Below are 12044 nucleotides of genomic sequence, written 5' to 3' on the forward strand. Positions count from 1 at the left end.
GATCGATTGGCGTTCCCTCTTGCGTGCCCGAACAGAAATAGAGTCCACGCAGGCTGACGTTCACCTGGCTACGGGTCGGATCGAACAGCCTGGCAATGAAATTCGTAATTCGCTCCTTCAACGCGCCAAACTGCGCTGGAAAGCCAAAGACGGATATGCGTGCGACCGGATCAGCCTCTTCCTGAAGGCGGTCAGGCATCTCCTCTGCCAGGCGTCTTGCCAGTGCATCGAATTCGGCCGGAGCTTCGGCGGCCATATTCTTGTTGCGATCCGTCGTCTGGAATGTCGCGCCCCAGACCTTGCGCCGGCGTGGCTCGTCGAAGTCGCTGAAGTAATCCATGAACCCGGAAACCAGGTCGGCCTTGGTGAACAGCAGATACACCGGAAACTGGATTTTCAGCGTCTCGTGGATTTCCCGCAGACGACTGCGTATCTCGACGACGTGAGCGTCAAGCTGCTGATCGTCGAGGCTGACGAGATCGGCAAGGCTGATAGTCAGGATGACGCCGTTTATCGGTTGCCGTGTGCGGGCTCTCTTGAGCAGCGACAAGAAGGCAAGCCAGCTCTTCTTGTCGCTCTCGGCATTGGAATCCTGCGTCGTGTAGCGTCCGGCAGTGTCGATCAGGACGGCCTGGTCGGTAAACCACCAGTCGCAGGAGCGTGTTCCGCCAACGCCCGCAACTGGCTGGGCATCACCCGAACCGGCCAGCGGAAAATTCAGACCCGAATTGACCAGTGCCGTTGTCTTGCCTGCGCCGGGTGGGCCGATGACGATGTACCAGGGGATCTCATAGAGGAAATTGCGCTTGCCGCTCGACCGCTTGAGCGCCGCTACGGCCTCATTCATGCGGGCTTCGAGCACCCGCGAGTCGTCATCGCGGTCGTCATTGTGTGCGACCACGGTTTCGAGCGCTCTTTGCGCTTTTCTCGCCTGCCAGAAACGCAGGCCGTAGAAAAGCGCGAGTGCTGCCACGATCACTCCGATGATCGTGGCGCGCAGCCAGGCAGGTCCGAGAGGACGGGTATCGGCGAAACGGATCAAGGGTCCGCCAAACCAGACTGCCTCCGCGAAACCGGCCAGCGCGATCAGGCTGAATATCCGCAGCAGCCAACGCGTCATGGCCGCTTCCAACCGGCCGTGCTCACAATGTCTCCTCCTTGGCGATCATCACATCGACACGGCGGTTCTTGGCGCGGCCTTCCGGCGTCGCATTGTCGGCGATTGGCTCGTCCTCGCCCTTGCCGTCGACCGTTAGTCGCGAAGGATCGCTGAACTTTGGTGCCATCATTGTTTCGACAGCCTTCGCCCTGGCCACGGAAAGATCGAAGTTGGACTTGAACGGGCTCGATTTTCGCGGCTTCACATTGTCCGTATGGCCGACGATCCTGATCGGTCCGCGCTCGGGTTCCAGGGCTGCGGCGATATCGGCGGCAATTGGCTGGAACTCCGGCTTCGCCTCGGCCCTGCCGGACTGGAACAGCAGGAGATTGTTGATTTCGACCACGATGAAATCGCCTTTCGTGCCGATGGTCAGCCCGCCGCCTTCGACGTCCTTGGCCAGTGCCAAACGAATGCGATCGATCTGCGTGGTTGTGGCGGCGGGTGGGACGACTTTCGCCGGCTCCGCCAACGGTGCCACGCTGGCCCGTTCGATGGCGATCGGCGTCGATGGGGTGAGAGCCAGCAATTCACCGGCGGCGGCATCGCCTTCATTGGTGATGAAGACCCGCAGCGCGAAGAATGCAGCAGTCAGCAGCGCCGACGCAGCTGCCGCGACGACCCAGAGCGGCACGCGTGTCGACGATTGCGTCATGGTCGACGCCAAGCCCTGCCAGCGGGGCGAGATGTCGGCGTCTGCGCGTGCCCTGAAGTAGCGAAGCGTTTCGTAAACGTCGCGCCGAACACGTTCGAGATTGCTGTCTTCGCGCGTCAGGCCCCGGTACTGGCCCTCGAACCCCAGCGACAGGCAGACATGCATCAGTTCGAGCAGATCGTAGTGTGCCTCGGGACTGGCCAGGATCTTGTTCAGCGCTTCGAAGAAGCCTGTGCCGCTGGGCTCGAGGTGAAAGAACTGCGACAGCATGCTGTGCTGCGCCCAAGCGTCTTTCTGTGGCCAAGGCAGGTTGCCGATGAGATCGTCGGCGGTTTCGCAGAGGACGAATTTCGCAATCCGCGCATCCTCTTCGGCAACACCTGATTTCTCCAGTGTCCTGTTGAATCTATCAATCGCCGCGGTGACGTGTTCGGCCAACGGCCCGGCTTGTCTCTCGATGGCGATAAGCCTGAGTTGGCCGAACAGCATCAGCAACGGTGCGGCCGCGGCAAGGATCGGGTTTGTTGCGGAATATCTGACACTGTCCGTGACGTTGAGCAGGGTCTCCTGCCGTAGAGCCGGCGCCGCCGCGGAAGCGACGCCTCCTGCCGCTCCGGAAGGAGCTCCTTGATAAATCACGGTCCCGGATGTCCAGCCCGGCGGTGTATGCCGGCCGACGCCGGGATCGAACACTGTCGAATCCTTGATCTGCGAGGCTTGCCCGCCATCCGCGACGGGCTCCTGAGGGACTGGCGCCAGTTTTCGCTCACGCCGTGGAGGGGCGCGAATGACGGTCTTGCCTGCCGGGCCGAAAGGATCGTCTTTCGAACTCATGGCCGATCGTCCGAGCAGGCTGTATGCCCGCGACTGGGCGACACAGGCGCAAAACGGTTTCTCGTCAGGTGAAGAAAATGCAACCCCTGCCGACCCTGGCAGTGTCCGGCGAAAGGTCGGCTATATCTTACTATCCCGCCGAAAGATGACATTTGCCGCAGACCCCCAGGTCGATCAGCCTTACCCGCTTAGCGAAGTGTCGTATGTGATCGTAATCTCAGAAACTCTCTATTGGAACCGGATGCCGCGCACCGAAGAGGTTTTCTTCGTCGACTTCAGCCTCGCATCCCCTTTGGGCCGGTCTATTTTTGCTTGTCGGCCTTGGCATAGGCTTCGCTGAAATAGGCCAGGAATATGTCCAGCATGCCGTTCTCATGGGCCTCCTCCATGGTTCGCCAGGTCGCGACAAAAGCGTCCCAGGCCTGGCTTTTCTTCGACGAGAACGACGTAGGGGGGAGTTTCCTTCCGATCGCCTCGGGCGACAGGTCATCAAGCAGCCGCGATAGCGCAGCCTGCATGGCGGCATAGGTGGCGAATTCGTGCGTCTTGAGATCGCGGAATGCATCTTCGATGCTGCGCCTGGCATCAAGATAGCCGACCCTGCGGCGGGCGAACATGATTTCGAGGATGTCGTCGGTTCCCGGGACGAACTTCAGGGGATTGTTGTCGGCGGTGCTGATCATCGTTCGTTGTGTGCTCTTGGCCAGCATTTTCGCGGCCGCGCGCGCTTTCAAAAGCATGGCCAGCTCCTCGACCACTGTCCGCAGGACCGTGCCGATTTCGGCGGCAACTTCATGCGGATCGCGCGATTGAAGCAATTCCGGCGAGATGCCGGCCGCGATCGCGATTTCCCGCAGGACTTCGTCTCTCGTCGAGGGCAGTGGCGCTTGCGACGAGAACGCCGGAGCCGGAACCCGCTGCCCGGACTGTTGCTCCGGTGGAGTGAAGAACGGCTCGGCGGCGAATTCCAGCGGCCGGCCTGTCGCGGCCGGCATTTCTCGTTGTGTCGAACTGTGGCTGGGATGACCTGTCGTGACGCGCTCGTCGTCGATCGATACGAAGATGACATAGCGGCCGATCAGCATCCGGTCGCCATGGCTCAGCCGATGCGGGCCGGTCATACGCTGGCTCGATCCGTTGATGTAGGTTCCGTTACGCGAGACATCGTGCAACCAGAACGCGCCTGCCTCGTATCGGACCTCGCAGTGCCGACCGGAGATGAACTTGTCCGGGTCCGGCAAGGTCCAGTCACAAGCCTCGCGTCCGATTTCGAAGCCGCGATCACGCGCCGCGTAGCCGGTCGGGATATCAGCGGGCAAGGAGTCGATACTGTTGATTTGCAGACTGATGTACATCCAGGATCGCCGTCGAACGCTGACCGATACTCCACATACTAGCAGTTTGCGCGCACAACAGGACAGTAGCGTTTCGAGCCGATGCATTGACAGGGCAGGGTTCAGTCGCCCCCCGTCCCTTTGGTCTGCTGGACAACATGTGGTAGACTCAACATGGCCTTGTGCGGCGGATCGAAAAGTTTCTGAGCGTGATCTTGTTAATAGAGCGGGAACTTTAAATCCACCACGCTGGCGGCCGCGTCCAGGAGGGGCACGACCCATGCCGAACGAACGTGCCACGGTTGTGCAGACACCTGTTGGCGCCGAGCTGTTGACCTTCACGCATCTTGTCGGGCGCGATGAGATCAGCCGTTGTTTGGCCTATACGGTAGGGTTCGTCAGCCCCAGCCCCGATATCGATCCGCTGAAGATGCTGGGGGGTGTCGTTTCGGTCGAAGGTGAATCCGATCCGAAACGGTGGTTCAGCGGCCTCGTGTCCGAGTTTCGGCTGACCCGCATCGAAGACCGGCTGGCCTACTACGAAGCAGTCGTCAGGCCATGGCTCTGGTTCCTCGGCAACACCACCGATTGCCGTATTTTCCAGAACAAGAGCGTCGTCGACATCGTCAAGGACGTCTTCAAGAAATACAGCACGGCGGAATTCGATCTGCGTCTGCAGGGATCCTACCCTCCGCGCGAATACTGCGTGCAGTATGACGAGACCGACCTGGATTTCGTCCAGCGACTGCTCGAGCATGAAGGCATCCTGTATTTTTTCGAGCATGACGAGGGCAAACACACGCTTGTCCTGACCGATGCGATGAGCAAGCTGAAGCCAGCGCCGGGCTACGAGAAAGTGCCCTATCATTTTGAAGGGCAGGGCTCCCGGCGCGATGTCGAGTACATCACCGAATGGATACCGGGCAGTTCGGTGCGCCCGGGCGCCTATGCCCACACCGATTATGATTTCAAGAAGCCGGGCGCCGACCTTATGGCCAAGTCGGCCCAGCCGTTCAGTCACAAACTGGCCGCCGGCGAAAACTATCGCCAGCCCGGCGCGCATCTCGAAGTCGGCCGGGGCGACAACCTCGCTGCGATCCGGCGCGAGGAAATCCAGGCCGTCCACCAGCGCATCGCCGCGGTCGGCACTGTCCGCGGCCTTTCTTCGGGCTGCACGTTCAAGCTGGATGGCTTTCCGCGCGAGGACCAGAACCAGGAGTATCTGGTGGTCAGTGCCGAATACAGGCTGTTCGATCCGGGATACAGAAGCCATGCCGACGTCGACAGCGAGAACTTCAAGGTGATCCTCGGCGTAGCGCCGACCGCCTTGCCCTATCGTCCGCCGCGCATCACGCCCCGGCCGATCATGCGTGGGCCCCAGACGGCAACGGTTGTCGGCCCGTCGGGCCAGGAGATATTCACCGACAAATACGCCCGGGTGAAGGTGCAGTTCCACTGGGATCGCCTGGGCAAGAAGGACGAGAACAGCTCCTGTTTCGTGCGGGTCTCGCAGACCTGGGCCGGCAGCGGCTGGGGCTTTATCCAGATACCGCGCATTGGCCAGGAGGTGATCGTCGACTTCATTGAAGGCGACCCTGATCTGCCGATCATCACCGGCCGGGTCTACAATGCCTCGCAGATGCCGCCCTATGGGCTGCCGGCGAATGCCACGCAATCCGGCTGGAAGTCGAACTCCTCGCTCGGCGGCGGCGGCTACAACGAACTGATGTTCGAGGACAAGGCCGGCTCCGAACTGGTCAATTTCCAGGCGCAGAAGGATCACAACCTTCTGATCAAGCATGACCGAACCAAGCTGGTGCAGCACGATCAGTCGGACCGCATCGACCACGACGCCAAGCATTCCGTCGGCCACAACCTCGACGAGGACGTCGGCAACAACAAGACGGTCAAAGTCGGCGTCGACCAGACCACCAATATCGGCAGCAACGACACCGAGACGGTGGGCAAGAACCGGTCGCTGACGGTCATGGCCAACGAGACGATTCATGTCGTGTCGAACTCGACGGAGAATATCGACGCCAATCATTCGCAGACCGTGGGCCTGGTTCAGACAGTCACCGTTGGCGCGGCTCGCATCGACACCGTCGGTGCCGCGGAGACGAGGACCGTTGGAGCGATGCAGACCAACACCATCGGGGCGACGCGCTCGGTGAGCGTGGGCATCAGCCAGACGCACAGCATAGGGACGAGCGACACCTGGACCATCGGCGCCGATCAGAGCATCAGCATAGGCGCCGGGCAGACCGTCGCCATCGCCGCGTCGCAGGCGACCGATGTAGGCGCCTCACGCATAGCCAACATCAAATCCAACGACAGCACTGACGTCGGCGGCGGGCACATGCTCAAGATCGCCAAAGGCAGCAAGATCGACGTCGGCGAAAGCGGAGTCATCGACGTTGGCAAGAACTTCACGCTCGACGCTAAGGAGTCCATCACGCTGAAGTCCGGAAGCGCGCAGATCGTGATGAAGAAAGACGGCACGATCATCATCGAGGGCAAGGATATTACCGTGAAGGGCTCGGGCACGATCAATATCAAGGCGTCGAGCGATGTGATCATCAAAGGCTCGAAGATCAACGAGAATTGAGGGCGACGATGAGCAAGGTCAGGGACAAGATCGACGGCGTGGTGATCGGCGCCTTCCTGGGATTCGGGGAGGAGTCCCCGTTGGTCGTTTTTCCCGGCAATCCGGAGAAGACGGCGTTGCCAGCGCGCAGCCTGTGCGAGTTGTCGTCGGACATGATCGGCTGCGAGGTGGCCTTGCTGTTTCAGGAAGGTGACCCGCGCCGGCCTCTGATTGTCGGCCGGATCGTCGAGCCCAACCGCCCCAAAGCGACTCCACACGTGATCCGGGATGAACAGCGTGTGCAGATCACCGCCGAGGATCGCCTGGAATTGCGATGCGGCAAGGCGACGATCCTGATGGAGGCAGACGGCCGCATCACCATTCGTGGCGCTCACATCACCAGTCATGCCAGTGGTGCGCAACGCATTCGCGGCGGCTCGATCAACCTGAACTGATGCGAACGTCGTCGAAGGCAGAAGGGGAACGCCCGGTTCGCATCGCGACGGAGGTCGTGCGCCAACATGCGGAACTCGTCGCCTTCCTGTGGGCGCAGCGTGACAGCTGGTCCGCCGAGGATCCGCCCGACGCCAAGGTCATCGCCCAGATCGACGAGCGGCTGGAGACAAACCTCGACGGCCTGCGCATCGCGGGCACTGCTACATGGCCATTTCTGATCGCGCAGCACGAGAATTTTCCGGAGAAAGGCGAGCTGTTCGCCTTCGCTTGGATGGCACTGGAACTGGCTGATGGCGGGAAGGTGGCACAAGCGGTCGAGTTCGGGAGCCTGACGGCCGATGATGCCAAAGGCTTGGTCGGCGCGCTTGCGTGGCACAAGCCGGCGGCGATCGGGCCTTTTGTGCGCGAGTGGATCGGTAGCCAGGATGCCTTCACCCGCTTCCTCGGCGTCTCGTCATGCATTGTGCACAATGTCGACCCGGGCGCGACTTTGGCCCGGCTGGTCAAAGACAACGATTCAAGGGTGCGGGCTGCCGCCTTGCGTCTCGCAGGTCAACTTCGACGTTTCGATCTGGGGCGGGATGTCCAATCTGCGCTGGAACACGGGGATGAACGCGTCCGCCTATGGGCCTCATGGGCACTCGTCGAACTGGGGTCCGGCGATCTTACGCGCCAGGAACTCAGGAAAATCGCAACCGCCGCCGGACCCCACGCCATGGTTGCGATGCGTGCGCTGGTCAAAGCCGGGCCGCACAAGGACATCCGCGCGTGGATGGGCGGGCTGATGAGGACATTACCGACGGCGCCGCTTGCGGTGCGTGGTATCGGTATGCTGGGCGATAGGTCCGTTCTGGCCTGGCTCATCGAGCGTATGCGCGAGCCCCATGTGGCGGTAGCGGCCTGCACGGCGTTTTTGGAGCTTTATCCCGAAGCCAGGGAAGAGACGAAGTTGTTCACCGTCGATCCGATGGAACTGGGATCGGCCTTCGCGAAGCACTTCGAGGATGACGTGGTACGGCTCGCATTGCCGGATAAGGTGAAGACGTGGCTGGCGCAGACCGCCACCACACGATCATGAATGTGGGATCTGCGAACGCGACTGCAGACGTAGGACACCGCAAGGAAAGTGCAGTGCCTAGCTTGGGATCGGGTAATTGAAAAAGTAACGTTGCCCAACCTGATACTTGTTCAGATCTTCACGATCGAAGAAGCCTTCGAGAACAGCGCTTGCCTGGATGCGCCTTAATCGGCCGAGTTCGTCAAAAAAACCGGAGCAATCAGTGCCAGTCGCTGCCTCGAAAATCATCTTTCCACGAAAGAAGCGCTCCCCGTATTCTGGTTCCGCCTCGATCTGCTCAAGCAGCCTTCGTGCTGTGGCAATGACGCTATAAATCTGCCCCTCGAACACAGGCGGGCGGGAATCGGGCAGTGTTGCAAGAACGGCATCGCGACGTTTGCGAACCACCTGCGAGTAGCGCTCCCTCCCATCCCTGGAGGGCATGTCATCGCCATCGCCGTCATCATCGATCCCGTCGAACACTTCTCCGTTCGTGGGTTCAAGCAGCGAAGAAAGGTCCGCACGGATCTGGTTCAGCGTGTCGAGTTCCTTTGTAGTCATGTAGATGTGGAGCAGTTTGTCCACCGCTCGCAAGTCACAGGACGTGCCAAACAAGACTGCAATGAAGTGGGCGTTCTCCGCTTCACCGCCATTGGCGCTCAGATGTTGGGAAAGATTGACAACGGACTCCCAGGTGCCGGCGTATCCAACGATGTTGATGCACGCACTCCAGAGGAGGTAACCGTCGTTCCTCTGCATGACTTTATGTACGTCCTTGAGGAATTCGAAGTTGCCTTCCCGGCAGGCCAGTATGATCCCCGCGACGACGCTCCAGTCGGACTTGCTGTGGATCAACTCGCGATAATCGAGACTGCCGAGGTCGACGTCCGGCAAATGGAACCCGAGAGCCAGGTCGCTAAGATTCATGGCTTTAGACTCAAGTGAGGCCAAGGGACTGCTCCACTCTACTCATTTCGGTCTCGAAGGTGGTCTGAGCGGTCTCGATATCGGTGCACTCTGGCCCACCCATCGCGCTCTCCGGAACAGTGTTTTTAGGGCTGCTGCATCCCCCACCAAATTTCGGGGTTTTGTGGTTGATTTTTTCTTTCTTGCCAAATTTGACATGCTGGTCGGGCGGCTTCCCGGCGTTCAACTTTCCCTCCCAGTATCGCATCGTTTGCTTGCGCTTGGCTTCCCTGAAATTTTCGGAGCACTTCTGTGCTGGTGTCTTGCCCTTGCCGCCCGGGGTCGCCGGCGGATATCTGGTGCCCGCGGGGATATCGCAATACAGGGCGCAGGGGTCGGTTCGCTCGGGATGGACGTTGTTGCAGGCAGCCGCCGGGTTGGCTTTGGCTGCGGCCCTGGCGGCAGCCTTCTTTGCCAGCAGGTCGTTGGCGGCATTCACCAACGCCCCTTTCATGGAACTGGAATCGGGAATTGCGCCCACTCTCTTGCTCAAGAACCGGTCTTCAGTAACGAGTTTGAACATTCCCCCCTTAGGGTCTTTTTGCCATTCGTGGGCTGCTTCGTCGCAACAAGGACAAATACCCGAATCAAGCTTCTGCTGAAATACAGTGATGGCCATCATCTCAAGCGATGTAAGCGGCGCCGTCGTCGTTCCGCCCGAGGCGTGGTTGCTGGTGGTGATGTCGAAGTGCCGGCAAACGTTCTTGCCCTCGAACTTCACGTCCATGCACCAGGCCTGGAAGTAGGTCTTGCCGGTGATCTGATGTGTGACGACATTCGCGCCGAAGGTGCGCGTCGCCGCCTCGTCGCCTAGCACAGACTCCTGGTAATACGACTCCTGCGCCAGCGCCGCGCCCTTGCCGCCGATCTTCACCGTGGAAGAGCCGCTCTTCAGATTGTTCGAGAACGACGTATCGGGATAAGGAATCGGGATCGGCCCCGCTGGCGGCGATGGTGGTGACATGCATACGTCCGGAAACCGCGCGATCGACTTGTTCATCCCGTTCTCGGCGGCGATCTCCCACTTTCCGGCAAAGACGTTTTTCGTCATCGTCGCTCCGTTACGCCGAAACCACGGCGGCGGCTCGGCCGCCGAACGCCATCGAACTGCCGTGCAGCGCCGCGAATTCGCCGGGAGCATAGCCGCGCTTGAATGCTTGCTCCGCCCAGGCAAATTGAAGCGGGCCAGCCGCCGCTCCACAATCGCCTATGCAGTCGGCGGCATGCCATACAGGCTGTCCTGGACGCGTCTTGCGCATGTTTCGCATCTGCGCCAGCACGAGCTCCTCGAATGCGTAAGATTCGCCTCCGACGTCGCTGAGGCGGAACGCAATTTCGTGCATCTGCACGCCTGCCTCGCCAAGTGCGGCTTTCAATGCCGCGCTGAGGCCATCGGCCCGGAACGGTTCCTCGTTGCTGGCTGTTGCCTTTTCGATGGCCAGGCCCAGCCCTCGCAACCGCAAAGAACCGGCAACGATCGGACGTTTGCTGATGACCAGAATGCAGGCCGCCTCACCGGGGATGAGGCCATCCGTCACTTCGCTCGTCTTCAGTCGCATTTGGCTGTCCAGCCAGCTGAGTGAGCGCGCATCGATCAGGCTGTCGATCGCCATGATGAGGCAGGCTTCCACCTTGCGCTCATTCAGCAGCTTGCGCGCCTGTTCGATCGCGACGAAAGCCGAGATTTGCCCATGCGTGATATGCAAGGAGCGCTCGCCAGCCAGCGGCGCACCGTTTGGCGCCGTCAGTCCGGCCAGGATGCCGTTGATGCGCGCGCCGGGCATATCGGCGTCGCGTGTGCACAGGAGAAACGGCATCTCGCCCCAAGGGAGCAGGGCGGCGGCATTCGCATCGATATGGTCGACGGCCAGTCGAGCCAGTGCCGCAAGACGGCTCCGGCCACGCGTCTCACGCCGAACAGCCTCAACCCTGGCTCCGCGAAGCGGCTGACCGCCGCTGCCCCGATACGACAACTCCTCGAATACCGAGATGCTCGCCCGCATGGCGGCAGCAGCACTTGCCGGCGTGTAGCCGACAGGGCAGACGAGGCTGATGCAGGAAATAGCGGTCATTTCTTTCTGCGCATTCCGGCCAACGCCGCCACAGCCTCCTTCAACCCGGCGTAGTGCGGCTTGCCACTGATCGGCTCCGGCTCCTTCCCCACCTGGACCTGTTGCAGTTTCACAAATTTCCGGGGCAGCTTCGTGCTTACCCGTCCGACCAGAACGATCCTCGCCTCGTGCGGCAGGATGGTCAGGGTATCTGGCGCCACCAGCTTGTGCTCGGTCCTGTCGTCGAACATGAACCGCACCGGAACCGACATCGCCGGTAGCTTCACCTTGAACTTGCCGCTCTCGTTCATGCCCAAGCAGCCGAAGATCATGCCTTCGGAAAGCTTGTCGAGCCACTGATCCGGGGGGGCTGCCTGGAAGTAGCAGTCGTCGAAATCCTGCGGCAACAACGGCAAGACGTTTTCCATCCAATGCTTGTCATAGGTGCCGGCATAGCGCGCCCGTTCCTTGGCAAAGCGGGGCACTGGACCAAAGCCGACCGGGTTGGGCCGGTCGTTCCAGATAGCCATGCGCGATTGCGGATGCTCGACACAGGGCAGCGGTGTGCCGTCAATGTTGCCCTGGCCGACAAGGTAACCGCTTCCGATCGGGTTGACGGCGTCACCGCGATGCTTGGTTGGATCAGGATCGGTTCGGTCGGTGCCGCCGAATGCGAGGTGCCATGCCAGCGGCATTGAGATGAAGGGGTGCGGCCGTGATGCCTGGATGCCGAGCCCACCTCTGAACCAGCGTCTTTGGCCGGTGACCACCGCGCGCTTGTCCAATCCCGGCCCAACCAGGCGCACTTCGATCGCTTCCGCCTGCCTCCCTTTCGGAGCGACCGCCATGGCGTCGAGCAGAACCTCGCATTTCGGTTTGACAGGGGCAAAGTCGGTCTCGACGCGAATGGAGGTGATTTCCGGATCGCCATAATGGGTGTCGGCG

General features: G+C 60.8%; 10 protein-coding genes. 3 read left to right on the forward strand and 7 right to left on the reverse strand.

Features of this window, described 5'->3' with window-relative positions:
* The 3 genes from tssM to tagH all read right to left on the reverse strand — a co-directional run.
* Nucleotides 1–1120, reverse strand: a 1120-nt coding sequence (gene tssM / locus EN935_RS08015) for a type VI secretion system membrane subunit TssM (RefSeq protein ID WP_127373254.1), incomplete at its 3' end; no start/stop codon positions are given.
* 22 nt (nucleotides 1121–1142) lie between these two features.
* Nucleotides 1143–2648: a type VI secretion system protein TssL, long form gene (gene tssL / locus EN935_RS08020; protein ID WP_127264053.1), complete on the reverse strand. Its 1506-nt coding sequence runs from the start codon at nucleotides 2646–2648 to the stop codon at nucleotides 1143–1145.
* A gap of 302 nt (nucleotides 2649–2950) precedes the next feature.
* Nucleotides 2951–4282 (reverse strand): type VI secretion system-associated FHA domain protein TagH, encoded by a 1332-nt coding sequence (tagH, locus tag EN935_RS08025; RefSeq protein WP_348629877.1) that lies wholly within the window; start codon nucleotides 4280–4282, stop codon nucleotides 2951–2953.
* Here tagH and tssI point away from each other — a divergent pair.
* The 3 genes from tssI to EN935_RS08040 are packed head-to-tail and all read left to right on the forward strand — an operon-like array spanning nucleotide 4263 to nucleotide 8103.
* The gene (gene tssI / locus EN935_RS08030) at nucleotides 4263–6590 is read left to right on the forward strand and encodes a type VI secretion system tip protein TssI/VgrG (protein WP_109661602.1); all 2328 of its coding nucleotides are present in this window, start codon (nucleotides 4263–4265) and stop codon (nucleotides 6588–6590) included. The two genes, tagH and tssI, sit on opposite strands and share 20 nt — an antisense overlap.
* 8 nt (nucleotides 6591–6598) lie before the next feature.
* Nucleotides 6599–7024 carry a DUF6484 domain-containing protein gene (locus tag EN935_RS08035; protein ID WP_109661603.1) on the forward strand — a complete coding sequence of 142 codons (426 nt, stop codon included), beginning with the start codon at nucleotides 6599–6601 and terminating at the stop codon, nucleotides 7022–7024.
* Complete coding sequence (locus EN935_RS08040; protein WP_109661604.1) at nucleotides 7024–8103, forward strand: HEAT repeat domain-containing protein; 1080 nt, start codon at nucleotides 7024–7026, stop codon at nucleotides 8101–8103. The genes EN935_RS08035 and EN935_RS08040 overlap by 1 nt, the downstream gene beginning before the upstream one ends.
* A gap of 57 nt (nucleotides 8104–8160) precedes the next feature.
* Here the strand turns inward: EN935_RS08040 and EN935_RS08045 are convergent, their stop codons facing one another.
* The 4 genes from EN935_RS08045 to EN935_RS08060 form a co-directional block, all read right to left on the reverse strand.
* Nucleotides 8161–9033 (reverse strand): hypothetical protein, encoded by an 873-nt coding sequence (locus EN935_RS08045; RefSeq protein WP_109661605.1) that lies wholly within the window; start codon nucleotides 9031–9033, stop codon nucleotides 8161–8163.
* Nucleotides 9020–10099, reverse strand: coding sequence for a PAAR-like domain-containing protein (locus EN935_RS08050; RefSeq protein ID WP_109661606.1), 1080 nt, complete (start codon nucleotides 10097–10099; stop codon nucleotides 9020–9022). The genes EN935_RS08045 and EN935_RS08050 overlap by 14 nt, the downstream gene beginning before the upstream one ends.
* Before the next feature lie 10 nt (nucleotides 10100–10109).
* Complete coding sequence (locus EN935_RS08055) at nucleotides 10110–11120, reverse strand: hypothetical protein (RefSeq protein WP_109661607.1); 1011 nt, start codon at nucleotides 11118–11120, stop codon at nucleotides 10110–10112.
* The coding region (locus EN935_RS08060) for a DUF2169 domain-containing protein (RefSeq protein WP_164771045.1) at nucleotides 11117–12044 on the reverse strand (928 nt) is incomplete at its 5' end. The genes EN935_RS08060 and EN935_RS08055, both read right to left, overlap by 4 nt.

Source organism: Mesorhizobium sp. M7D.F.Ca.US.004.03.1.1 (genome assembly GCF_003998635.1).
Lineage (GTDB): Bacteria > Pseudomonadota > Alphaproteobacteria > Rhizobiales > Rhizobiaceae > Mesorhizobium > Mesorhizobium loti.

What these genes read in the sequence shown, in the direction of transcription:
- tssL (WP_127264053.1), bottom strand. Translation starts at nt 2,648, where the DNA reads ATGAGTTCGAAAGACGATCCTTTCGGCCCGGCAGGCAAGACCGTCATT.
- tssI (WP_109661602.1), top strand. Translation starts at nt 4,263, where the DNA reads ATGCCGAACGAACGTGCCACGGTTGTGCAGACACCTGTTGGCGCCGAG.
- EN935_RS08035 (WP_109661603.1), top strand. Translation starts at nt 6,599, where the DNA reads ATGAGCAAGGTCAGGGACAAGATCGACGGCGTGGTGATCGGCGCCTTC.
- EN935_RS08040 (WP_109661604.1), top strand. Translation starts at nt 7,024, where the DNA reads ATGCGAACGTCGTCGAAGGCAGAAGGGGAACGCCCGGTTCGCATCGCG.
- EN935_RS08050 (WP_109661606.1), bottom strand. Translation starts at nt 10,099, where the DNA reads ATGACGAAAAACGTCTTTGCCGGAAAGTGGGAGATCGCCGCCGAGAAC.
- EN935_RS08055 (WP_109661607.1), bottom strand. Translation starts at nt 11,120, where the DNA reads ATGACCGCTATTTCCTGCATCAGCCTCGTCTGCCCTGTCGGCTACACG.